This is a genomic window from Pseudoalteromonas sp. NSLLW24 (assembly GCF_015864725.1).
In the GTDB taxonomy this organism is placed as follows: Bacteria; Pseudomonadota; Gammaproteobacteria; order Enterobacterales; family Alteromonadaceae; genus Pseudoalteromonas; species Pseudoalteromonas arctica.
Genome location: NZ_JADYWQ010000025.1, coordinates 1 through 24,550, shown reverse-complemented (window position 1 = coordinate 24,550; position 24,550 = coordinate 1). Strand labels below are relative to the sequence as shown.

Annotated in this window: 23 protein-coding genes and 1 tRNA gene; 14 read left to right on the top strand and 10 right to left on the bottom strand. The window is 39.9% G+C overall.

Annotated elements, in window-relative coordinates:
• Window positions 1–36: 36 nt before the first annotated feature.
• Window positions 37–876: an isopenicillin N synthase family dioxygenase gene (locus I6E72_RS18475; RefSeq protein ID WP_024599825.1), complete on the bottom strand. Its 840-nt coding sequence runs from the start codon at window positions 874–876 to the stop codon at window positions 37–39.
• A 266-nt stretch (window positions 877–1,142) separates the two neighbouring features.
• Here I6E72_RS18475 and I6E72_RS18470 point away from each other — a divergent pair, with 266 nt between their 5' ends.
• Window positions 1,143–2,345, top strand: coding sequence for a bifunctional alpha/beta hydrolase/OsmC family protein (locus I6E72_RS18470; protein ID WP_197113670.1), 1,203 nt, complete (start codon window positions 1,143–1,145; stop codon window positions 2,343–2,345).
• 58 nt (window positions 2,346–2,403) lie between these two features.
• On the opposite strand, the gene I6E72_RS18465 is transcribed toward I6E72_RS18470, so the two are convergent.
• Entirely contained in the window at window positions 2,404–3,171 is a 768-nt protein-coding gene (locus I6E72_RS18465) for an alpha/beta hydrolase (RefSeq protein WP_197113667.1), read from the bottom strand.
• A gap of 129 nt (window positions 3,172–3,300) precedes the next feature.
• On the opposite strand from I6E72_RS18465, the gene I6E72_RS18460 reads away from it, so the two are divergent.
• Window positions 3,301–3,624, top strand: a complete 324-nt coding sequence (locus I6E72_RS18460; protein WP_010555318.1) for a hypothetical protein — start codon at window positions 3,301–3,303, stop codon at window positions 3,622–3,624.
• Between the two features lie 57 nt (window positions 3,625–3,681).
• Here I6E72_RS18460 and I6E72_RS18455 read toward each other — a convergent pair whose 3' ends face one another.
• The 3 genes from I6E72_RS18455 to aspS form a co-directional block, all read right to left on the bottom strand.
• Window positions 3,682–4,278: a pentapeptide repeat-containing protein gene (locus tag I6E72_RS18455; RefSeq protein WP_169044394.1), complete on the bottom strand. Its 597-nt coding sequence runs from the start codon at window positions 4,276–4,278 to the stop codon at window positions 3,682–3,684.
• A gap of 16 nt (window positions 4,279–4,294) precedes the next feature.
• Window positions 4,295–4,525: a hypothetical protein gene (locus I6E72_RS18450; RefSeq protein WP_101163163.1), complete on the bottom strand. Its 231-nt coding sequence runs from the start codon at window positions 4,523–4,525 to the stop codon at window positions 4,295–4,297.
• Between the two features lie 118 nt (window positions 4,526–4,643).
• Window positions 4,644–6,422 carry an aspartate--tRNA ligase gene (aspS, locus tag I6E72_RS18445; RefSeq protein WP_024591308.1) on the bottom strand — a complete coding sequence of 593 codons (1,779 nt, stop codon included), beginning with the start codon at window positions 6,420–6,422 and terminating at the stop codon, window positions 4,644–4,646.
• Window positions 6,423–6,669: 247 nt separating this feature from the next.
• Here aspS and I6E72_RS18440 point away from each other — a divergent pair, with 247 nt between their 5' ends.
• The 6 genes from I6E72_RS18440 to I6E72_RS18415 all read left to right on the top strand — a co-directional run bounded on the left by I6E72_RS18440 (window position 6,670) and on the right by I6E72_RS18415 (window position 13,263).
• Window positions 6,670–7,518: a DUF72 domain-containing protein gene (locus I6E72_RS18440; protein WP_197113664.1), complete on the top strand. Its 849-nt coding sequence runs from the start codon at window positions 6,670–6,672 to the stop codon at window positions 7,516–7,518.
• 24 nt (window positions 7,519–7,542) lie between these two features.
• Window positions 7,543–8,043, top strand: coding sequence for a M48 metallopeptidase family protein (locus tag I6E72_RS18435; RefSeq protein WP_197113661.1), 501 nt, complete (start codon window positions 7,543–7,545; stop codon window positions 8,041–8,043).
• A 230-nt stretch (window positions 8,044–8,273) separates the two neighbouring features.
• Window positions 8,274–10,457 (top strand): YHYH protein, encoded by a 2,184-nt coding sequence (locus I6E72_RS18430; protein ID WP_197113658.1) that lies wholly within the window; start codon window positions 8,274–8,276, stop codon window positions 10,455–10,457.
• Window positions 10,458–10,494: 37 nt separating this feature from the next.
• The gene (locus I6E72_RS18425) at window positions 10,495–11,001 is read left to right on the top strand and encodes a hypothetical protein (protein WP_197113655.1); all 507 of its coding nucleotides are present in this window, start codon (window positions 10,495–10,497) and stop codon (window positions 10,999–11,001) included.
• Window positions 11,002–11,222: 221 nt separating this feature from the next.
• On the top strand, window positions 11,223–12,581 hold the full coding sequence (locus I6E72_RS18420; RefSeq protein ID WP_231620588.1) for an ATP-binding protein: 1,359 nt from the start codon (window positions 11,223–11,225) through the stop codon (window positions 12,579–12,581).
• 4 nt (window positions 12,582–12,585) lie between these two features.
• Entirely contained in the window at window positions 12,586–13,263 is a 678-nt protein-coding gene (locus I6E72_RS18415) for a response regulator (RefSeq protein ID WP_197113650.1), read from the top strand.
• A 148-nt stretch (window positions 13,264–13,411) separates the two neighbouring features.
• Here the strand turns inward: I6E72_RS18415 and I6E72_RS18410 are convergent, their stop codons facing one another.
• Complete coding sequence (locus tag I6E72_RS18410; protein WP_007586957.1) at window positions 13,412–14,098, bottom strand: DUF3334 family protein; 687 nt, start codon at window positions 14,096–14,098, stop codon at window positions 13,412–13,414.
• Between the two features lie 116 nt (window positions 14,099–14,214).
• On the opposite strand from I6E72_RS18410, the gene cmoA reads away from it, so the two are divergent.
• The 5 genes from cmoA (at window position 14,215) to I6E72_RS18385 (ending at window position 18,562) form a co-directional block, all read left to right on the top strand.
• Complete coding sequence (gene cmoA / locus I6E72_RS18405; RefSeq protein WP_007378000.1) at window positions 14,215–14,940, top strand: carboxy-S-adenosyl-L-methionine synthase CmoA; 726 nt, start codon at window positions 14,215–14,217, stop codon at window positions 14,938–14,940.
• Window positions 14,941–14,952: 12 nt separating this feature from the next.
• Window positions 14,953–15,921 (top strand): tRNA 5-methoxyuridine(34)/uridine 5-oxyacetic acid(34) synthase CmoB, encoded by a 969-nt coding sequence (gene cmoB, locus I6E72_RS18400; protein WP_197113647.1) that lies wholly within the window; start codon window positions 14,953–14,955, stop codon window positions 15,919–15,921.
• Window positions 15,922–16,111: 190 nt separating this feature from the next.
• Window positions 16,112–17,164 carry a phosphoribosylformylglycinamidine cyclo-ligase gene (purM, locus tag I6E72_RS18395; RefSeq protein WP_002959993.1) on the top strand — a complete coding sequence of 351 codons (1,053 nt, stop codon included), beginning with the start codon at window positions 16,112–16,114 and terminating at the stop codon, window positions 17,162–17,164.
• The gene (purN, locus tag I6E72_RS18390; protein ID WP_007586949.1) at window positions 17,164–17,811 is read left to right on the top strand and encodes a phosphoribosylglycinamide formyltransferase; all 648 of its coding nucleotides are present in this window, start codon (window positions 17,164–17,166) and stop codon (window positions 17,809–17,811) included. Before purM ends, purN begins: the two co-directional genes overlap by 1 nt.
• Before the next feature lie 16 nt (window positions 17,812–17,827).
• A complete protein-coding gene (locus I6E72_RS18385; RefSeq protein WP_024591315.1) occupies window positions 17,828–18,562 on the top strand; it encodes a DUF3108 domain-containing protein in 735 nt (244 codons plus the stop codon).
• A 43-nt stretch (window positions 18,563–18,605) separates the two neighbouring features.
• Here I6E72_RS18385 and I6E72_RS18380 read toward each other — a convergent pair whose 3' ends face one another.
• Window positions 18,606–19,370: a class II glutamine amidotransferase gene (locus I6E72_RS18380; protein ID WP_010555339.1), complete on the bottom strand. Its 765-nt coding sequence runs from the start codon at window positions 19,368–19,370 to the stop codon at window positions 18,606–18,608.
• A gap of 324 nt (window positions 19,371–19,694) precedes the next feature.
• On the opposite strand from I6E72_RS18380, the gene fadE reads away from it, so the two are divergent.
• On the top strand, window positions 19,695–22,151 hold the full coding sequence (fadE, locus tag I6E72_RS18375; RefSeq protein WP_007586946.1) for an acyl-CoA dehydrogenase FadE: 2,457 nt from the start codon (window positions 19,695–19,697) through the stop codon (window positions 22,149–22,151).
• Here the strand turns inward: fadE and I6E72_RS18370 are convergent, their stop codons facing one another.
• From I6E72_RS18370 to I6E72_RS18360, 3 genes are all read right to left on the bottom strand, one after another.
• Window positions 22,152–23,267 carry a DUF6136 family protein gene (locus tag I6E72_RS18370; RefSeq protein ID WP_197113645.1) on the bottom strand — a complete coding sequence of 372 codons (1,116 nt, stop codon included), beginning with the start codon at window positions 23,265–23,267 and terminating at the stop codon, window positions 22,152–22,154.
• The gene (locus I6E72_RS18365; RefSeq protein WP_197113642.1) at window positions 23,264–23,854 is read right to left on the bottom strand and encodes an ABC transporter ATP-binding protein; all 591 of its coding nucleotides are present in this window, start codon (window positions 23,852–23,854) and stop codon (window positions 23,264–23,266) included. Before I6E72_RS18365 ends, I6E72_RS18370 begins: the two co-directional genes overlap by 4 nt.
• Before the next feature lie 619 nt (window positions 23,855–24,473).
• Window positions 24,474–24,550, bottom strand: a tRNA-Asp gene (locus I6E72_RS18360).

The window sequence follows — 24,550 nt, the reverse complement described above, 5'->3', positions numbered from 1 at the left end:
TTTTATATTTATACTTAATTACTCTAAGTATAAGAGTTACTTAACACCTAACTCACGCAGGCGTTCTTGCAAGTAGCTATCTGCCGTGTAGCGCTCTGAAAGCACAACATCTGGATGCGGGTGTAAAAATAACGGTAGTGAAATACGCGATTTAGTAGATGCTTTACCCGTTGGGTTAATTACACGGTGAATTGTCGATGGGAAATACCCGCCCGACGCTTCTTGTAACATGTCGCCGATATTAATAATTAAGCTGCCAAAATCACATGGCACGTCTAACCAACCGCCATCTGTTTTTTGAACTTGTAAACCAGGCTCATTAGAAGCTGGCAATACAGTCAATAAATTAATATCGCCGTGAGCTGCTGCGCGAATAGCACCTGGCTCTTCATCACCTGTCATTGGCGGATAATGTAAAATACGTAACAATGTTTGCTCAGAGCCTGCAATCATGTCTTTTAAATCAATCGAAAACTTAGCACGTACATCAGCTGGAGATTCAGCCTGCACCCAGCTTAGTAAAGTACCAGCAAATTCACTTGCTAAACGGTAGTATTCACGTACATCAGCTTCAAGCTCTGCAGGAACGCGACCTTTAGGGTACACATGGAAGTACTCTTTAATGTCTTTTATTGTAAAGCCTTTCGCTACTTCAGATACTGAAGGCGGAAAATAACCGTCTTGAGTTTCTTTAGAGAATAAAAAGTCCTGCTTTTGCTCTGAGTTAAAAAAGTCTTGCCAATTTTTGTAAATAGACTCAACTAAAGACTGTGGGATTGGGTGGTTTTTTAAAACGCCAAATCCAGTATTTCTTAATGATTCAACAAATTGTGCAGCCGCATCGGGAGCTTTATAATCAACAGTAGGTAATTGCATTGTACGTTCCAGTGAATAGGTTGTGAGAAGTGAACTGCTTCAATAGTAGCAAATAGCTAAGATAAAGTAGCAAAGCCTTCATTATAGCGCTATGCGAGGATAGACAAATGACCTTAAAAACATAAGGACATATGTCCGCAAAGCATAGCCGCCGCCACTTAGCTTGATCAAGATCAACTTATAAAAAAACGTTGAATTTGCAAGGTTTAGTAACAATCTCTGGTCTACTACTATAATGTATTTTATTTGTGTAAATAAGGCTCCCCATGCGACAAAAAGTATCTTTTAAAAGCGGCGATTTAGAACTTGCCGGCCTACTTGAACTTCCCTCTGGTGACGTTAAGTTTTACGCGCTATTTGCACACTGCTTCACATGCGGAAAAGACATTGCAGCAGCTACACGTATAAGCCGTGCACTTACGCAACAAGGCATAGCCGTACTGCGTTTTGACTTTACCGGTTTAGGCAATAGCGATGGCGACTTTGCTAACAGTAACTTTTCGTCAAACATTCAAGACTTAGTATCTGCAGCAAATCATTTACGTGAGCATTTTGCGGCGCCGCAACTACTCATTGGCCACAGTTTAGGCGGGGCTGCAGTACTTGCTGCTGCTGAGCATATTCCTGAAGTATCGGCTATTACAACTATTGGCGCACCGTCAGATGCGCAGCACGTAGCGCATAATTTTAAAGCACACCTTGATGAAATTAACGAAGCGGGTGAAGCTAAAGTTAACTTAGCCGGTCGTGAATTTACCATTAAAAAGCAATTTATTGACGATATAGCCAAGTACGATAAAAGCCACATCAGTAAACTTAAGCGCGCATTATTAGTAATGCACTCCCCTATTGATGCGACTGTAAATATTAGTGAAGCTGAAAAAATTTATGCATCAGCTAAGCATCCTAAAAGCTTTATTAGCCTAGATAACGCCGATCACCTTTTAACAAATAAAAACGATGCCGACTACGCTGCACAGATAATTGCAACGTGGGCAAACCGTTATGTTAAGTACGACAAAACTAAATACACGGCAAGTTTAACGGGTGGCAATGTACTTGTTGAAGAAAAAGATCATGTATTTACTCAGCACGTAAGCACCAAAGATCATACTTGGCTTGCCGATGAGCCAATAAAGGTAGGCGGTAAAAACTTAGGCCCTGATCCGTATCATCACTTATTGGCGGGGCTTGGTGCCTGTACGGCAATGACACTGCGCATGTACGCTACACGTAAAAACTTAGCGCTAGAGCATGTCAAAGTAGAACTTGATCACACTCGAGATTACAACAAAGATTGCGACGATTGTGAGCAAACCGGTAACCTAGAAGCCATTACCCGTAAAATCACTTTAATCGGTGATTTAACACAAGAGCAGCGCCAGCGTTTACTCGAAATAGCCGACAAATGTCCTGTGCATAAAACACTACATAACAATCCTGTTATTGTAAGTGAATTGGTAGAGTAACTACCATAAAAGTAATATAGCGCAGCTAACACTGCGCTATGATTTAACTTTTATAAACCTAATTTTTACTATCTAAAAATCCCTCTACTTCTTTACTCATTCTATCCACCAGCCATTTTGGCCCGCCATCGTACATATCGTTATGGCGCGATTTTTCTATGAGTATTTGCTCAACAGGATAAACACCCCGCTCCTCTGCCGTTAATAATACATTCGCATCAGCTGGGTAATCACTACCACGAAGCGTAAGTACGCGAATGTTTTTATTGCGTGGGATCAACATGCGGCGATGATCGAGAGTAATAATTTGGCTTACTTCATTAGGGTAAATAGAGCCGTATAACGCCGAAATATCCCCGCCATTAGAATGCCCAAATAAGGCAAGTTTTGTAAAATCATACGCTGGGTATTTACTCGATAGCTCATTAACTAAAAACTTAAGCGTTACTACGCCACGGTGCCAGTTTTCCATGCGAGTGGTTAAGTAAGGTTGCTCACGATTAAGGTAAGGGTCACTTTTTAATTCATGTGCAACGGCTACTGTTAAGTATCCGCGCTGATTAAACACATTACTGGCAAACGTATACTCGTTATGGCTAATACCGTAGCCCGCACTAATAAACGCTACAGAGCATTTTACTTGAGCTGTACACTTAGCATTGTTACTTGGTAATGTAATATTGATAGGAATAGTGCGATTGCGGCTTTCATCAGTTATAACGCCATCGTTTGCATAGCTTGTTGCGCCTATTACTGATGTGCTTATAACTGATGTACTTAGAGCTAGTGCGCTTAATATAAAAAGCTTTTTAAGTGTTTTTTGCATATTTAAATTTATATAAATTATTGTTTTTAATTAAAAATAACTTTTACTTTATAGCTTTGCATTCTCTATTGTCAAACTATGCGATAATAGCCGCCATTGTTTAAATATATTTAGTAAAAGATCCAATAAATGAAATCATACAATAGCATTCAAGAACGTATAGAAATTTTAGAAGACAAACTAACTGCAATACATGACGAAATCGAAACACTAAAAGCACCTGCTAAAAACAACAATGAACGTATTATTTTTAAGTTTATTGAAACAGGCAGCACAGGTAAAACGAAGGATTTTGTTCGTGAGTTAGGTATTAAATCACCACGTGACGGTTTATTTTCGTCAGGTGACGTTACAAAACTAATTAAAGATGGCGCTGAAGATATTTCACCTGCGTTATTAGAAATCGCAAGACAGCTTGCCAGTGCACGTAATAAAAATGGCCCAAGCCGTTAATTACGCAGTCACGCAGTATCTAGAAGCCCAGCCAAGCTGTCGCTTCTAGGTGCTTAGTTAATCACATAGTTCTATATTAAGGCTGGTAAGCAAATTAAGTGCTTCGAAGCGATCAAACTTAGCATTCGCTAAAATATTATTATTCAAATCTATATTAAACGCTGTAGCACCTACAAAATCACATTTTGTTAAGTTAGTTTGAAAAAACTCACTATCGCGAAAATCTGTTCCTGTAAATTCACTACCGCTTAAATCAGCGTGTCTAAAATCAACATTTTTGGCAAAGCAGTGTGTTAGTTTGAGGGCTTTGAGAGTTAATTCAAAAAAAGAACTATTACTGAGCTCACAATAATTAAAACTCACCGGTGCGTTAATACTAAGCGCTGGCCAATCTACATCAGCCCATTGCAAACTATTTAATTTACAGTGGCTAAAACTTACATTTTCAAGCGAACTGTAGTTCCATTTTAGTGACGATAAATTACAGTTTTTAAAGTTGCACTGTATAAATCGGCAATTTTTAAACTGCCCGCCTGAAAAGTCGCAATCGGTAAATGTACACTCTTCAAACTCAGAGTTTTCAGTTAGCTGCTCTGCGTACTGTAAAGCATTAAATTGTTCATCAAAATACTGGTTATTGTTACTTAACAACACAACTCACCTATTAAATTTAACCCGTGTAGCCATTATTTTTAGGTAAATCTTTTTTAAGCGCAAGCACTGCAATAAAAATCAAAGCAAATAGTGGAAATAGCGCTAAACAGCCACCCACAAAAGCTAAAACACCCGGCATAGTACTTTTACGCTTACCTATTTTGTAGCTAATTACAGCAAAAATAGGAATACACAGCACAATAATAAAAACTAAAAACTCACCAAATAAGGTTGCATTGATCGACATAATAATTCCTTTTCATCTGTTCGTTTAAAATACACTCTGCTATAAATTTAACCATAAAAAAACCCTTAAGCATATAACTTAAGGGTTTTTAAATTTAGCTCAAAAAAGCGAAACAAGATTACTCTTCGTTAGGTATCGCTTTTTCTACAACACTTATTGCAAGTTCAGCTAACGAGTCAAGGTTAGGTTTGCTTGGCGCGTTGGTTAATAAACACGACGCTTGTGTTGTTTTAGGGAAAGCAATAACGTCACGAATGTTATCGGTACCACATAAAAGCATTGCTAAACGGTCAAGACCAAATGCTAAACCTGCATGTGGTGGTGTGCCGTATTTAAGTGCATCAAGTAAAAAACCAAACTTGTCTTGTTGCTCTTGCTCGTTAATACCTAAAATTCTAAATGCAGTTTCTTGCATATCTGCATTATGAATACGTACCGAACCGCCACCCACTTCGTAGCCGTTTAATACCATATCGTAGGCATCTGAAATAGCAGCTGCTGGGTTTGCTTCAAGCTCACTGGCGTTAATGTCTTTTGGTGCAGTAAATGGATGATGTACAGCATGTAATGTGCCTTCGTCATCTTCTTCAAACATTGGGAAGTCTACAACCCAAAGTGGTGCCCAGCTATTAAGGTTAGTGATTTCTAAATCAACACCAATCTTAACGCGCAGTGCGCCCATTGCTTCATTTACTGTATTGCGCTTATCGGCACCAAATAAAATGATATCGCCAGACTGTGCATTAGTACGCTCAAGTAATTTAGTGATTACGTCTTCGCTTAAAAACTTAGCTACTGGTGATTGAACACCCTCAGCGCCTGCAGTGTGGTCGTTTACTTTCATCCACGCCATGCCTTTAGCGCCATAAATACCAATAAACTTAGTGTAATCGTCAAGTTGTTTACGAGAAAGTTTAGCGCCACCCGGTACAGTTAACACAGCAACGCGACCTTTTTCGTCGTTAGCCGGACCTGAGAAAACATTAAACTCTACGTCTTTAACTAAATCTGCAACATCAACTAATTTCATTGGGTTACGTAAATCTGGCTTATCAGAACCGTAAAGGCTCATTGCCTCGCTGTAAGGCATGATTGGAAAATCGCCTAAATCAACGTTTAGCAATGTTTGCCACATCTCGCGGATCATTTTTTCAGTCATACCACGTACTTGATCAGAGCTCATGAAAGAGGTTTCTATATCTATTTGGGTAAATTCTGGTTGGCGATCGGCGCGTAAATCTTCATCACGGAAACATTTAACAATTTGGTAGTAACGGTCAAAACCAGACATCATCAACAATTGCTTAAACAACTGTGGAGACTGTGGTAATGCGTAAAAACTACCTTTATGAACGCGGCTTGGCACTAAGTAATCGCGCGCGCCTTCTGGCGTTGCTTTAGTAAGTACAGGTGTTTCGATGTCTAAAAAGCCGTTTTCATCTAAAAAGCGACGAACAAAGCTGCTTGCTTTAGCACGTAATTTAATACGGTCACTCATTTCTAGACGACGTAAATCTAGGTAGCGGTATTTTAAACGACGCTCTTCAGAGTTTACTTGGTTAAAATCAAGCGGTAATGGCTCAGAGCGGTTAATAATATTAAGCTCTTTACCTAAAATTTCGATCTCCCCTGTTGCCATGTCTTTATTTACTTGGCTGTCTGGGCGTGCGCGAACAATACCTTTTAACTGAACACAAAATTCTTGGCGAAGTGTGTTAGCCGAACTCATTAACTCTTCAATGTCAGAGTCGAATACAACTTGTACTAAACCTTCTCTATCGCGTAAATCGACAAAGATAAGTCCACCAAGGTCACGTCGTTTGTTGATCCAGCCACATAGTTCAACTTCTTGATCTACGTGAGTTTTATTTAGCTGTCCGCAATATATAGAGCGCATAGTTTTCCTGTCAGATAAAAGGCTTAAACGGCTAAACTTATTTGTTTTAAGGCGTGTGATTTAAAAAACAGGTCACCACAATACAAATAAAGCCGCTAGCAATCTAAAAATAATCAAATTAAGCCCTGCATTATACCCAAGTAGTATCAAGATGCTAGGGCGTGTGCCGCTTTTGCCCCTGAATTTACAGCAGCTTGTTTTGTTATTTGCTACACTATCGCCACTTTATAATAAGGCGCTAGTTTGTATGTTATATATTGGATGCCCGCAGTGGTCGAGTAATGCATGGAAAGGCAATTTATTCTCAAGCCAATGTAAAAACGCCGATATGCTTAGCCAATACGCACAACATTTTAATTCTGTTGAAGGCAATACTAGCTTTTACGCTGATCCTTCGCCAAGCACCGTATTGCGATGGGCAAACAGCGTACCCGACGATTTTAAATTTACTTTTAAGTTTAATCGTCGCTTTAGCCACGAGCTGCATCTAACTAATGTTCAAACCGAGCTTACTGATTGGCTTAACTTGTTCTCCCCTATTTTAGAAAAAACTGGGCAAATCATGCTGCAATTACCTAAAGCATTTGGTCCTGGTGACTTACCCAAACTCGCACAATTTATTAGCCTATTACCAAAAGAGGTTAATTACGGTGTAGAGGTACGTCATACTGCGTTTTTTCAAAAGGGCGAAGCCGAAATAGCGCTTAATCAGTTATTAATGGCAAACAACATAAATCGCATATCGATGGATACTCGCGCCCTATTTGCGGTAAAACCAACAACCGAAGCGCTAATAGATGCACAGCAAAAAAAGCCGCATTTACCCGTGCATGCCATTGCTACAAGCACGCAACCCATGGCGCGCTTTGTTATCGCCAATTTACAAAACGACTATAAACCCTTTTATAAACCGTGGCTGAGTAAAGTAAAACAATGGCTTGATGAAGGAAAAACGCCTTATGTGTTTTTTCATACGGCAGATAACCGAGAAGCACCTTTATTAGCAAGGCAGTTTTGTAAGGACCTTGGTTATAATCACAAAGCATTAAACCCATTTACTGGCGAAAAAGAAGCCCACCAGCAAGCACTTTTTTAAAAGTAAAACGACTGAGAAATAATAATGAGTGAATACGCACGTTACTTTACCGGCTACCCAGCTAACATTGTTGAGCAAGTATTAAGCCTTATAAATAACAAAAAGCTATGTGACTACTTACTTAAAAAGTATCCGCAAGCACATACCATTACTAGCGATAAACTACTTTATAACTACGCAACCGAGCTTAAAAAACAGTATTTAAAAAATGCACCACCGTTTGGGCGCGCAGCATTTAAAAAGCAAGGCGACATGGTCACCAACGCACTTGGTACACATACGTATCGAATGCAAGGTAAAACCCGTAAGCACGATTTAGCGATAAACAGCGACTTACTGCGCGCTCCCGAGCCATTATTAAAAGCGTTAGTGGTACATGAGCTCGCCCACTTTAAAGAAAAAGATCACAACAAAGGCTTTTATCAACTTTGCTGCCATATGGAGCCGAGTTATCACCAGCTAGAGTTAGATTTAAGAATTTTTTGTGTGGTCGTCGCAATGGGAGAAAATCCTTATTTAAAATAAGGGTTTTACCGTTGTTTAACTGAGTGAAAATAACGCCCATGCTTAAGTTAATATTTCCTTCCATAACCAAGCGTTCATACCCAGTCTTTTATCCCCGTAAGCAACTCACAACTTAACGCCTGCCCTTAATAAAAACAAAAAAGTTTAAAACTACATAATTGCCCTACATTTGAGAACTACACTCTTAATAGCTAATTCTTTCTATGTACTCTTAATCTTTGGAGTTTTAAATGATGAAAAATACCTATGCCTTTTTACTCAGTGCACTGTGCTGTGTAACCTTAAGTGCCTGCAACGAGCAAAACAGCCAATCACTTGAACAATCAAGCCTCAATGATTTTACTCTAACAAGCTCAAAGGTAAGCGATGGCGGTAACTTGCCTATTACTTATACGTGCGATGGGCAAAGCATTAGCCCTCCACTTAACTGGAGCGGTGCACCTAACACAACCAAATATTATGCGTTAATTATGGATCATAAAGCGCCAGAGGGAATGCATTGGTATTGGACCATGTACAACATTTCCGCCGATAAAACACAAATTAAAGCGGGCGAAACTCTCGGTGAAGTAGGCTCTAATAGCGTAAACGATTTAAACCAATACGCGCCACCTTGCTCTAAAGGCCCGGGTGAAAAAAGCTATACTTATACTGTGTACGCATTATCTGCACCGGTTACCTTTAATAGCGATACAAAAGTAGATCGCTCAGCATTACTCGCCGCTGTAAAAGATATTACTCTCGATACTGCAAGTATGACGGTTAAATACTCGCGAAGCGCTAATAGCGCCGAGCAAAAACCGGATTCAAAACCAACACCAAACGAGCAACCAAAGCCTGATAAATCATATTTAACCGCTAACGTAAAATCACCTCGCTGCGATGCTATTACACAATCAGTAAATAATGCAGGGTTTGATAAAAGCGTATCTGTTACGTGCGATGAACAATATGCTTATATTGCCTCATCTACTTACCCTGATCATGAAGTAATGACTGGTATTACAGGTACTAACGAGCAAATACCCGTTCCAGCCAAAGACTACGCCGCACCTATAAAACTAAACCCTAAAAAAGCAAAAACAATTACAACAATTGATGCAGCCGTAGGTGTTGCCATTAATGGCGTACCAATATACGACTATTCTTCGCAAGGTGAACTGGACGTAAATAGCTACGATGAAAAACACGACACGTTAGCACTCGGACAGTTAGATATATGTGGCGGACACGCAGGACGAGGTGATGACTACCATTATCATGTATCGCCAACGTGTATGATTGACACAATGAAAAACCAATCAAGCGATGCCATTATTGGTTGGGCTTACGATGGTTACCCGCTGTATGGCAGTAAAAACCCAGACGGCAGTGCAATTGCCAAAGGTGACCTTGATGTATGTAACGGACAAACCGACGACACATTTGGCTATCGCTACCAAACATCAGCTACACCGCCGTATATTATTCAGTGCTTAGTAGGTGAAGTAGATACCGCAAAATTACCAAGAGTGTCACCACTTAGTGGCGATACTCAAGGTATAAGAGCCGATCTGCGCCCGCCACAAGGAGGCGTTGAAAACTTAACGCACGCAATCTCTGAAAATGGCAGCCGTACAATGAGCTATTCATACAAAGGTGAAAACTACTTTACTACCTACAGCCCTGCATCACAGGGAAAAGATTGCTATAGCTTTAAACAAAAAACCATCAGTAATGGTGGCAAGGTTCAAACAGGTACATTTTGTAGAGGCCCGCAACCAAATCACCTTACACCTACAGTCACAAAGCAAAATACAAATTCTGCCATTACAGGCAAGCATAACTTAAAACTAGAAGCATGGGCTGATAACTGGTTTACAGCCTACATAGGCGAGCAGTTACTTGTTGAAGATTCTGTGCCTATAACCACAGAGCGTTCATTTAATGCCGAAAGCATTACGTTTTCTGCAAACTACCCTATTGAGCTTAATTTAATAATTAAAGACTTTAAGCAAAACGACACTGGGCTTGAATACATCGGTGCTAAAAATCAGCAAATGGGTGATGGCGGTTTCATTATGCAACTTACCGACACCGATACAAATAAAGTAGTTGCCGTAAGCGATCAAAGCTTTAAATGCGAAATACTTCACAAAGCGCCGCTTAACAAATTATGCGAAAGCGAATCAAACCCTGTCGCAGGCGAAGGTGTTTGTACATTTATGTCAAAAGAAGCGCCAACTAACTGGCTGCAAAGTAACTTTGATAACGCAAACTGGGCTAATGCAGTAGAGCACAACTTTGCCGATGTAGGACCAAAAGACGGTTACGACGATATTAACTGGGATGAAAATGCAAAGTTCATATGGGGCGAAGACTTAGAAACCGACAACACCCTTATTTGTAAAGCAACTATTGAGCAACCTCAATAAACAAAAAGATCAACCGCCTCAATAAAAGGTAGTAATTATGTATTTTTTAAAAAAATTAAAATGGCTAATGCTAGCGTGTATTTTAACAAGTATGAGCGCTCAAGTGAGCGCCCATGTATTAAAAAACACAACAGCCCAAGTGATTTTAAGAGACGGGCAAGTTGAGGTTAAAGTATTAACTAATGCTGAGCATTTAACTTCAGCGCTGCAAAGCGAGCAAGCATGGCTTATGGGCGATATTGATAAGCTTATGCCTACAAACTTAAGTGCAGAGCAACAAGAAGAGTTTGTAAAAAATGCACTTAAACAAAAAACGAGCTTACGTGTAAATCAGCAAGTTATCGTGTTTGAACGCGTCGCTTTTACCACCAGCAACAACGAAGCGCACGACCTAGAAATTGTTTTTCAAGCGAAGCACACATTTACAACAGTGGATGAGCTTGCTATATCGTTCCCTAAAAGTTTAGGTGCAGTACACGCAAGCTTTGTAAAACCACAATATAAGTTACTGGGTGCTGGCGATACCGCAAAAATAAAGTTCTAGCCCAAGAATCAACATACCTAAAAAGCTTACTTAAAAAGGATTTTAGTAAGCAACTCCCTAAATACGCTAATTGTAGGCACATAATCAATATGCAATACTGCTTGGTACGTTAACACATGATTTTTACTATTTGCCAATCAGTGAAATTAATACATAAATTCTTTTTAGCTTTTTTTATCACTAATATCGCCCTTGTTGGGCTTATGTTTGTGTTTATATACATGACCTTTTCGTCAGGGTTTAACGACTTTGTTGAACAAGAAGAAACAAAGCATGTAGCAATGGTTAAGCAGCAACTTATTGAGCTTTATAGCGAATTAGGCAGTTGGCAACCCATTACGCAAAACACACAATTATGGCGCTCTATTGTTGAGCCACAAAAAAAGCCAGGCGAGCCTGAAACGAATAAACACACAAGCACCCCACCCAAACCAAATAGCAGCAATGCAACGCCCTCTTTATTGTGGGTACACTTACCTGCAGGTTCCCTTAAAACTGGGCAGCGTATAAGTTTATATGATCAAAATAAAAAGGTTGTTGTTGGTAGAGCTAATTTAAACGACAACCCACATATAGAACCTATTTTATTAAACAATAACGTTATAGGCTGGATAGGTTTAGTACCTTCAAAGCTTGTGCAAAGTAGCCCAGCAAAAGCCTTTTTAGCAGCGCAATTTCATAACTATTTTATGATCACATTACTCGTTATTGCGCTCGCATTTATTATGGCTATTGTGTTATCTCGCCATTTAATAAAACCAATAAAGCAAATAGTAACTGGCACCGATGAGTTAACAAAAGGAAATTTTGCCAGCAGAATAACCTCCTCTAGTAAAGATGAGCTAGGTACCCTATCCAACAACTTTAATGCCTTAGCCCACACGCTTGAGCAAAACCAACAAATGCGGTTTCAATGGGTGTCAGACACATCCCACGAATTAAGAACCCCACTTACCGTACTACGCTCGCATTTACTAGCCGTACAAGATGGCGTATTTACAGTCGACACAAAGCGCATTAATTTACTCATAAACCAAGTAGATAATTTAAGTCACATTGTTGACGACCTAGCCCAACTAGCACAAACAGGTAGCGTTAATTTAACCTATAACAATGCGCGTACTGATTTAATAAGCATTTTTGAGCAATCAATTGAAAACTACACCGCTCGCTTTAAAGAGCGTGAATTAAATGTAGATAGCAAAAGCTTAGCCAAAGCCGGTAAATGTATAATAAATGGCGATAAAGAACGCCTTGTGCAACTATTTTCAAACCTGTTAGAAAATACCTGCAGATACACGCATAAAGGTGGGCAAGTAATAATAATTGCCAACAAAACACCTAATAAAATTGAGCTTATTTTACAAGACTCAGCCCCAGGTGTTTTACCAAACGACTTACAAAAATTGTTTGAGCGTTTTTATCGCGTTGAAAAATCTCGAAGCCGAGAGCACGGCGGCTCGGGCTTAGGACTTGCACTTTGCAAACAAATAGTAGAGGCACATGGCGGTCAAATATCGTTGCACAACTCACCACTCGGTGGGCTAGAAGTAAAAATAACACTGACACTTTTAGGTTAAAATAATGGCATCACAAAAAATACTTATCGTTGAAGACGAAGAAAACATTGCAGAGGTACTTATTGCCTATGCTAAGCAACAAAATTACGAAACTGAGCACTTTAATAGCGGCAAAGGTGTAGTTAGTTTTGTAAAACAAAACGCTGTAGATTTAATACTTCTTGATTTAATGCTGCCAGATGTTGATGGCATAGAACTATGTAAGCAAATTAGAGCCTTTTCAAACGTGCCTATTATTATGCTTACCGCAAAAAGTGAAGAAATAGACCGCTTACAGGGTTTAGAGATCGGCGCCGATGACTACATATGCAAACCTTTCAGCCCTAAAGAAGTTATAGCGCGCATAAAAGCTGTACTAAGAAGGACCAGCCAGCCTAAAACCAACATCATCATTTATAATAATTTTCAATTACACAAAGACGATTACGAAGCCCGCCTAAACGGCAAAAGTATTGGCTTTACCGCCGTCGAGTTTAAAATATTTTTACTATTTATAAGCCACGTAGGGCGTGTTTTTACCCGCGAAGATATTATTAATAACGTATACAGCGACACAACCGACATCTCCGATCGCAACATAGATACACACATTAAAAATATACGAAAAAAGATTAACGACATTCAAGCAGGGCTAAACCCAATAGCTGCGGTTTATAGTATGGGTTATAAGTTTAAAGAGTAGGTTTACTTATTCAAATAAAGCTAACATGACGAAAAAGCGCGATATAAATCGCGCTTTTATTTTAATCACTAATCTGATCACTAACAGCTAAAGATTAATAGCTGAGCAGTCGTTGGGTTTCGCTTCGCTCTACCCAACCTACATATAATTAAAGTCCTAAGCCTGCCATAAAATCATCATCGGCATCGTCTTGCTCTACTGCTGTAGATGCTTTTTCTTTATCCGCTTTTTTACGTGCTTCGTTTTCAATTATGTCGTCTGGGTCTAGTGCTTCTGCAATATCAAAGTCGTGTAATTTAATAAACTCTGTTTTATCCATCGCTAATTCCAAGTAAAAGATATTTTGTTTACTTGTAGTGAATGTTACGCGGCGGGCTTGCGGGCGATCCATCGTGGTATCTACCGATATTTGCACTTGCTTGTTTATTGCCATCATTTTTGGCTGGTTTTGCGTAATTGAAGTATGTAACTGCTCGCGCACTTTAGACGTAAAGTCGCCAACAATTTGATTCATCAACTCGCCTAGTACGTTTGATACGTCGTCTGATAAATGGCTATGCGCTATTTCATCTTCTGGCATTCCCATGTTTCGCATGTAATCGCCATAAATTTCCATCGCCGCTTGCGAAGTAAAGTTGGTAATTACAAGCCCTGTAAAACCGCCGTCAAATAAAACAAAGCAGCCAATATCTGGTCGCATACATGTACGTGTTATTTTTTGCACCATGGCTGAGTAGCTAATACCATTGCCGCTGGCTGATGTGAGTACGCCTGTCACTGAATGACAAAGGGTTGCTAATATATCGTCTGTGCTGATGACCTTACTTTTGCTCATTTAATCTTCTCTTTTATACTTATTATTCATAATTCTAGTCAAGCTACTGAATTTATCACTGACTATCCAGTATAAAATGTTAAAATAGCGCCATTATTTACAAAGAGACTGCCTTCGTGACCATAAAAGACAGTATTTATGCCTCTGAGCAACAAGTAAAAGATTTTAGCTTTGACCAAAATGTAGTCGAAGTTTTTCCAGATATGATCCAGCGCTCTGTGCCTGGCTACGCAACTATTGTCAGTACAATGGGTAAACTTGCCGGTGAATACGCGCAAAGTAACTCAAATCTTTATGATTTAGGCTGCTCACTGGGTGCAGTAACGCTTAGCATGCGACGAAATATTCGCACCGATAACTGCCATATAATAGCGGTAGATAATTCTCAAGCTATGGTTGAGCGTTGTAAGGTACATTTACAAGGTTTTAAATCAGATGTGCCTGTTACTGTTACTTTGGGCGATATTAACGAGCTTGAGATTCAAAACGCCTCAGTAGTAGCAATGAACTTTACTTTGCAGTTTATTCCACATGCGCAGCGCCAAGCTGTGCTTGAAAAAATATATGCTAATTTAAAACCTGGCGGCGTATTACTGTTAAGCGAAAAAATTAAAGCTGAAAACGAGCAATGCGACAATTTATTGATTGATTTGCACCACGACTTTAAACGACACAATGGTTACTCTGAGCTTGAAATAAGCCAAAAGCGTACCGCCATCGAAAACGTTATGCGCCCAGATACACTAAGCGCTCACTTTACTCGCTTACAAGATATTGGTTTTAGCCAAACTCAAGTGTGGTATCAATGTTTTAATTTTTGCTCAATGGTAGCAATTAAATAAAGAGAGTCATCCATGTCTCAATGGTTTAACCAATTTTACGCATCTATCGCACAAAGCCCACTTAGTCATTGGCTAGAAACCTTGCCTGCACAATTAAAACATTGGCAAAACGAGGCTAGCCACGGTGATTTACCTAAATGGCAAAAAGTACTTAAAAACTTGCCAGAGGTGGCTACAACACACGTTGATATTTCTACTAAGGTAGAAATTGGCGCACCAGGGGAGATGAGTGATGGCGAGCAAAAGCAAGCCATGCATTTATTAAAACGCATGATGCCATGGCGCAAAGGCCCATTTAATGTGCACGGAATTGAAATAGACACAGAGTGGCGCAGTGATTGGAAGTGGGACAGACTCCTACCTCATATTGAGCTATTAAAAGGCCGCACCGTTTTAGATATTGGTTGTGGCTCAGGTTATCATTTATGGCGTATGCGCGGTGAAGGCGCAGAGTTTGTAGTGGGTATTGATCCGTCTGATTTATTTTTATGTCAGTTTCAGGCAATTAAACACTACAACCCAGACGAAAACGTGCATTTACTGCCACTAGGCGTTGAAGCATTACCGGAACTTAAAGCGTTTGATACGGTTTTTTCGATGGGCGTACTTTATCATCGTCGCTCACCTATCGACTTTTTAGCACAGTTAAAAGCGCAGCTTCGCCCAGGCGGCGAACTCGTACTTGAAACGCTAGTAATTGAAGGTGATGAAAACACAGTATTAGTCCCTACCGACCGCTACGCTAAAATGCGCAACGTTTGGTTTATTCCAAGTACTGCAGCATTAAAACTGTGGATGGAACGCGTTGGCTTTAAAGATGTGCAAATAAAAGATTGCGCTATTACCACGCTTGAAGAGCAACGCAAAACCGATTGGATGGAAAACGAATCGTTAATCGACTTTTTAGATCCAAACGATACAAGTAAAACAATTGAAGGCTACCCCGCTCCACTTCGAGCCATATTAACCGCAAAAGCATAGCTGTTAATTTAACGCCTTTAATACTAAAAAAACGCCTACGGGCGTTTTTTTGTTTATTTAAACAACAGACAGCGGACAAGTGTCCTTGTTAATTATTTCAAAATTACATTTGAGCTAGCCGCGACCTTGCAATTGTTGTAAAATACGCGCGTTTCTAAGCAACCCAAAACAACTATTTTGAGGAAAACCTGTGAGCGAACAAAAACAGTCTCTAAGCTATAAAGACGCGGGCGTAGATATCGACGCTGGTAATGCACTTGTTGAGCGTATTAAAGGCGTAGTTAAAAAAACTCGTCGTCCTGAAGTAATGGGCGGAATTGGTGGTTTTGGCGCACTTTGCGAAATTCCTGAAGGCTACAAGCAACCAGTATTAGTTGCAGGCACAGATGGCGTTGGTACTAAACTACGTTTAGCAATCGACTTAAAAAAACACGATACTGTTGGTATTGATTTAGTTGCAATGTGTGTAAACGACTTAATTGTTCAAGGTGCTGAACCCCTGTTTTTTCTAGATTACTATGCAACTGGTAAACTAGATGTAGACACAGCAGCTGACGTAGTTACAGGTATTGGCAAAGGTTGTGAAATTTCAGGTTGTGCCCTAATTGGTGGCGAAACAGCTGAAATGCCAGGTATGTATGATGGTGAAGACTACGACATGGCAGGCTTTTGTACAGGCGTTGTAGAAAAATCAAAAATTATTGATGGCACAAAAGTAGCAGCAGGCGATCAGCTTATTGCACTTGCATCAAGCGGCCCTCATTCAAATGGCTTCTCTTTAATTCGTAAAGTACTTGAAGTGTCAAAAGCTGATACCAGCGCTGACTTTGAAGGTAAAACTTTAGGCGAAACTTTACTTGAGCCTACTCGTATTTACGTAAAACCTTTACTTGAGTTATTCAAAAACGTTGACGTACATGCGCTTTCGCATATTACTGGCGGCGGTTTTTGGGAAAACATTCCACGCGTATTACCCGCTTCAGCAAAAGCTGTAGTTAAAGGTGATAGCTGGCAGTGGCCACCTATTTTTAACTGGTTACAAGAAAACGGTAATATTACTACACACGAAATGTACCGTACATTTAACTGTGGTGTAGGTATGGTTTTAGTAGTTCCTGCAGACAAACTTGAGCAAAGCTTAACAATGCTAAAAGACTTGGGTGAAAATGCGTGGCACCTTGGTGAAATTCAAGATGCAGCAGCTGGCGAAGAGCAAGTTGAAATTGTAGGTGGTGCTAAGTAATGGCACCGACTCGTCTGGTAGTTTTAATCTCAGGTAGTGGCTCTAATTTACAAGCCATCATAGATGCCTGCGAACGTGGCGAGATAAACGGACATATAGCGGCTGTTATTAGTAACAAAGCAGACGCTTATGGCCTAGAGCGTGCAAAAAAAGCAGGTATTGCTACAAAAGTGCTCAGTCATAAAGATTTTGACTCGCGCGAAGCGTACGATGCGCAATTAATGAACGTTATCGACTCTTTTATGCCAAATCTAGTTGTATTAGCTGGGTTTATGCGTATTCTTACTCCTGGCTTAGTGCAAAAATATGTTGGAAAAATGTTGAACATTCATCCATCTTTGTTGCCTAAGTATCAGGGGCTGAATACCCACCAAAGAGCAATTGATGCAAAAGACGATGTTCATGGCGTAAGTGTTCACTTTGTTACTGAAGAATTAGACGGCGGTCCCGTTATTCTTCAGGCGCAAATACCTGTACTCAAGGATGATACAGCAGAAACATTAGCAAAACGCGTGCATGAGCAAGAGCATATAATTTATCCTTTGGTGGTCAAGTGGTTCAGTGAACACAGACTTACTATGGAAGCAGATTATGCAGTTCTTGACAAAAAACAACTTCCTGCACACGGCGCGCACTACTCACAATAAAAAAATAAGTGCCCTGTTGTTATGTGCGGGCGCTTTACTTCCAACTAGCCTAATTGCAGGCGAATTGACCCAATATCAAGCTAACTACGATATTTTACGCAAAGGTAAAAATCATGGTGAGGCTGTTCGTGAGCTCAAAAAAATGGGCGACGATACTTATGAACTAACATACCACAGCAATATTGAGTGGATGATTTTCTCTGATTCTCGTGAAGAAACATCAAAGTTTACCTTTAAAGATGGCAAGGTTACCCCGCATCATTACAATATGATCCGCACCGGTACAGGCCCAGATAAAGATTATAAAATTGATTTTGATACAACAAACAAAGTAGTGACTAGCAGCGCTAGCGAATACCCACTTAAATGCGAATGGACTGATGAATTTCAGGATGCTATTTCATACCAAGTGCAAGTGCGCGAAGGATTGAAAAAAGGCGAAACGAGCTTTTCATTCCCGCTTATAGACAAAAAAGGTAACCGCCGCGACTACAACTTTGAAGTTGTTGAAAAAGAGATGATCTCCCTACCTATCGGTAATGTAGAAGCCATTAAAGTAAAACGTTTATACGATAACGATAAACGCCAAGCAATTGCATGGTTTGCGCCAGAAATGGATTACATGCTGGTACGTATGTGGAAAGGCGAAAAAGGTATGGAGCAGTTTGAAGTTCAAATGAATTCATTTACTGTTACATCACCTACAGCTGTTGCGCCTGCAACAGCACAACAACCTCAAGAAGCTAACTAAATTTAATTAAACTAAAGTTAAACTAATATTTAAAATAGGTGGGCTAAATTAGCTCACCCATTTTAAACAATGCAAATTCCCCCGGCTCCATTTTTTGCCAACGCTCATCATTCGTCAAAGGCCTTGTAGCTATAACCGTCACTACATCGTTTGGTGTGGTCTCTTGTTGAAAATCAACCACCATGTCGGCATCAATCAACGTTGCTTTACCAAATGGCGCACGGCGCGTTATGTAATGTAAGTTATTAGTGCAATACGCTAAAACAAACACCCCGTCGGTCAATAGCATATTAAACACCCCTTTTTCACGAAGGGTATGCGAAAGCTTAGCGGCGTATCTAAAAACCGACGCCATATTACTTGGACGCTTTGGGTATTTTTCACGAATTTTATCAAGTAACCAACAAAAAGCGAGTTCGCTATCGGTGTTACCTACTGGGCGATAGTACTGCGGTTTTAAATCATGATAATTAGATAGCTGCCCGTTATGAGCGTAAGTAAGCTCGCGCCCCCATAACTCTCGCGTAAAAGGATGAGTATTTTCAAGGCATACTCTCCCGCGGTTACCTTGGCGAATATGGCTAATAACCGAGACACTTTTAATGGGGTATGCTTTAACTAGCTTTGCAATTTCAGATTGATAACTCGGCTGCGGATCTTTAAAGGTTCTACAGCCTTTACCTTCGTAAAATGTAATACCCCAACCATCTTTATGTGGTCCCGTGTTTCCGCCACGCTCTAAAAGGCCTGAAAAACTAAAACAAATATCGGTAGGCACATTGGCTGACATGCCAAGTAATTCACACATTAATAAAATAACCCTTAAAAACCATACATTAAAATAAATAGCGTTATATTTGTGTATTAAGCGTACACTAATTTGCAGCCCGCTATAACGGCTATACTTACTTAAAAAGTGTCATTTTGCTATTAGATTTATTTATTTTTACGTTAACACTACTTACGGTTAATGCTTTGACTATACGATAGTTATTGTGCGTTCCTCTGTCGGGTAATTAAATATCGTATTTAAGTTACTTTCTACTACAATTTAACATCGTTATGTACTTGAAAATTACTGTTACTAGCGCTACTCTAAGTGAGGTGGTCTGACCTCTATTAAGGAATAAAAATGACACTCATATTTACACTGGTTCTAATCGCGTTGCTTTGCACTGCGGTTTACCACAGAGCAAGTTGGAACACAGCACTTGGTGTTTCGGCTATAACTTTATTAATTGGTACCTTTGCAGGTGCTTTTGGTTTAATTAGCTGGTTGATCTTTTTGATCATCGCGGTTCCTCTTTCTGTTACTGGCCTTCGTCAGCAATATATCATCAAGCCTATTTTTGCTACGTTTAAAAAAGTAACGCCAAGCATGTCTGATACTGAAAAATCAGCTATTGATGCCGGTACGACGTGGTGGGAAGCTGACTTATTTTGCGGTAACCCAGATTGGAAAAAACTTCACCAATACCCAGTTCCTAAACTTACTATTGAAGAGCAAGCCTTTGTTGATGGCCCTGTTGAAGTAGTATGTAGCATGTTGGACGATTGGGAAGCAACGCACGAACTAACCGACCTTCCTCAAGATGTATGGCAATATCTAAAAGATAATAAATTCTTTGCCATGATCATCAAAAAAGAATACGGCGGTTTAGAGTTTTCTGCATTTGCACAATCATGTGTACTTCAAAAACTAACAAGTAAATCAACATTACTTTCGTCAATTGTTGGTGTACCGAACTCTTTAGGCCCAGGTGAATTATTACAACACTATGGTACAAAAGAGCAAAAAGATCATTACTTACCGCGCCTAGCGAGCGGTCAAGAAATTCCATGTTTTGCGTTAACTTCGCCAGAAGCGGGTTCTGATGCAAGCTCAATTCCAGACTACGGTGTGGTATGTAAAGGGCAATGGAATGGTGAAGAGGTTGTGGGTGTTAGTTTAACGTGGAATAAGCGTTACATTACACTTGCCCCAGTGGCTACCGTGCTTGGACTTGCGTTTAAATTACAAGATCCAGACGGCCTAATTGGCGATAATAAAGAGCCAGGCATCACCTGTGCACTTATTCCAACGGATACTCCTGGAGTTGAAATTGGTCGTCGACATTTCCCGCTTAACGTACCATTTCAAAATGGTCCTACTCGCGGTAAAGACATTTTCGTACCACTTGATTATATTATTGGTGGTCCAGATATGGCTGGTCAAGGCTGGCGCATGTTGGTTGAATGTTTATCGGTTGGTCGTGCAATTACATTGCCGTCAAACTCTGCCGGTGGCATTAAAATGATTGCTATTGCGACAGGTGCTTATAGCCGCATTCGTCGTCAGTTCCGTTTACCTATAGGTAAAATGGAAGGTGTTGAAGAGTCACTAGCTAAATTAGCTGGTTACGCTTACAGCTCTGATGCTGCGGTTAGCATGTCTACGGGTGCGGTTGATTTAGGCGAAAAGCCATCGGTTGTTTCTGCCATTATTAAATACCACCTGACAGAGCAAATGCGTGATGCAACTATTCATGCAATGGATGTACTTGGCGGTAAGGGCATCATGCTTGGGCCAAATAACTATTTAGGTCGTGGCTATCAAGGTGCACCTATTGCCATTACCGTTGAAGGTGCAAACATCTTGACCCGTAATATGATTATTTATGGTCAAGGTGCTATTCGCTGTCATCCATTTGTACTTACCGAGCTAGGTGCGTGCGAAATTGAAGACCGAGAAGAAGCGCTTAACGTATTTGATAAAGCGCTAATGGGTCACATTGGTTTTACTATGTCGAACCTTGTACGTACTAAGTGGCTTGCTCTTACCGGCGCTCGTTTTACAAGTGTGCCTTACAACGACGAAACCGCTGAGTTTTACCGTATAGCGTCACGCTTTAGTGCATCACTTGCTCTTATGTCAGACATTAGCATGGCAGTATTTGGTGGTTCACTAAAACGTAAAGAACGTATTTCAGCACGTTTAGGTGACTTACTTAGTTACTTATACTTAGTGTCTGCAACGCTTAAGCGTTACAACGATGAAGGCCGTAAAAAAGAAGATTTTGCTCTAGTAAAATGGAGTTGCCAAGATCACCTTTACCATTGCCAACGTGCACTTGCTGATTTAATTAATAACATGCCTTCGGCTCCACTACGTGCCGTGTTAAAAGTATTGTTATTCCCGTTTGGTCGCCCGGTTCGTAAACCAACTGACCAACTTGAGCATAAACTTGCGCAACTACTACAAGTACCTAGTGAAACGCGTAACCGTTTAGCAAGCTATGTATACTTAACAAATGAGCCGCTTAACCTTGTAGGTCGTCAAGAGCAAACGCTTAAAGACGTACTTGCTGTTGAGCCATTATTTGACCGTGTATGCAAAGAAAAAGGTCTTAAACTGCCATTCTTCCAGCTTGATAAAGTAGCGCAAATGGGGCTTGAAGCAGGCATATTAAGCCAAGCAGAGGCTGATAAACTAGCTGCTGTTGAGCAATCTCGTTTAGATGTTATTAACGTTGATGACTTCGACCCAGCTGACTTACTTGCAGGCAAAGCCGCGCGTAATAGCGTTAAAAAAGAAGCTGATGCAGCTTAACTAATTTAGTAAAGCAAGCAGCCCAGCTGTAAAAAAAATCCAAACCAGCGCATAATGCGCTGGTTTTTTTTGTGCAAAATAAACCTGCAACAAACACCACGGTAAACCTAAACTCAACAAAATAATGTTTAATCTCTCAAACGTAATGCTGTAAGTTACGAAGGTCGCTAAAAACAACAGCATACTAGGTATAAACTGGCTAATATAAAACGTCCGTGCTTTTTGGCATGTATTAAAAAATAAGCGATATTGTGCATAAACTTTAGCGCAATCAAATTGTAATGAGCTGCAAAATAATACAATAAAAGCCATCGCCACAGCATCAAGTATATTAACGAGATCAGCACGCTCAGCAGCTAACGTAGTCGAGGCCATAAACACACATAAAAGTAACGACATACGCCATACCAGTGTCCAGCTGTGATTTATAAAGTAGCAAAACCAAAAACCAAACAGTGACCGAACACTAACACGCCCATTTATATTAACTCTAGGTATAAGCAAGCTAATGCTAAAGATGATTGAAAAAACAATATGATAAATAAGCGGCGGTATGTTGATGGGAGTGAATAAAAAAAGGCCGCTTAACATAAAACCATAAACTAGTGCGCTAGGTTTGTATAAACACACAATGCCTAATCCTAACTGAATAAACATAAATACTATAAAATGCGGCACCTTTAACCACTGTTCAAAGGTAAGATCAAGCGCTATCAACAAACTAGCGATAAGCCAGCCATTGCTGATAAATAACAATTTAATATCGGCAAGGTGAAGCCAGCTAGAGTGAGCGATCGTAAGTTGAAACAGCCGTTGGTTACTATTTTTAATCGCCAGTTTCATTGCGCTTATCATCACGCTTTGCAATAACAAGTAAAATAGTGCCATTTGCGCGCCATATAAAGGCGTATCTGCACTATCTATAATTTTCCCTAAGCCTAAAAAAAGCAATAATACAAAACCAAGAGCGGATGATCCCAACACCACTAAAAATAACAAACCAAAGTTTTTTAGCTGTTGAAGCAATTGCTTAAGCTCAAACGTGTACGCTAAATACCGGTAACCTATAAACGCGAGATACTGATTAAGTTTGCTTTTTATGCTTATGATACTCATAGCGAGACACACTTAAAACCATGCTCAATAAACACAGCGGGCTCATGGCAAGTAATGATAATTTGCCCATTGGGTTTGTCAGCCAAATAAGCATCGAGTTGGTTTAAAAGAGTGTGAATACTGGTTTGATCGAGCGCAGCACTTGGCTCATCTAATAATAAATAAGGTGATTTACGCATTAATGCTAAAATTAGCTGGCATTTTTTTTGATTGCCCGACGACAGTGCTTCGAATCGCGTATTTAAAAATGCATTAAAGTTAAACCCGTTAACCAGCGAATGGGGCCAATCGCAACCTAATGTGTTAACAGATAAATCAATAATTTGATTTGCAGTTAAAAAATCTGGTAACGCAATACGGTCACTGGCAATTGCTACGGTTTTTGTTGGAGTGTTCAATCGGCTACCAGCAAATAAAAGTGAACCACTTTGCGGCTTTTCAAGTCCTGCTAGCATCATCAGTAATGTCGTTTTTCCTTGGCCGTTAGGCGCTTCAATACACCCCTTTTGATCTGAAAAAACTTTGTTGTAATCCTTAAAAACAACATTGCCTGAAAATTGCTTATTTAAGCTTATGACTTCAATCATAAAATATCCCTCTAAACTGACTATTCATTATAAGAATTCTGTTATGAGAAACAACTAATACCAATTCGCTTAATTAAGTGATCTATTTTGAGGATGGAGAAACGTGTTGATAGCTAGGCAAAAAATTCGCTATTTAGTTTTTCTCGGCAATTGCTCCTGCATTGCTCTACCTTCTGCATCCATGCAGTCGTAAATGAGAATTTTTTAACACAGGTAGCGACACGTTTAGCCCCGCAAAATGATTAAGTATTATTGCGGATTGGTATAATGATTGGAGTGGTATAATGATTGGAGTGGTGCTGTAGCTCACACTGCATACCACCCATGAAAAAATTAAGGTGGTTAAAATCGCTGAAATAGCTTCTGGCACGAGTAAATACTTTAACTAGCCGTTATAGCCGATAAGAGCTAATTACGTCATGTGTGACACCATGGGGCAATTTAAGACTGGAGCGGTATTCAGTGCTAAGTGTTTAACTATTCATGGAGATAGAAGAAGATGAATATTTAGGAATAAGAGGAATATTAAAAAGTCGATTTTTTAGCTGATAGCCAAAGAATGTTTTACTAAATTATTTAATCAAGGATTTTATAAACTTGTTATTGAGGAAATAACAAGTGGCGGAGTGGACGGGACTCGAACCCGCGACCCCCGGCGTGACAGGCCGGTATTCTAACCAACTGAACTACCACTCC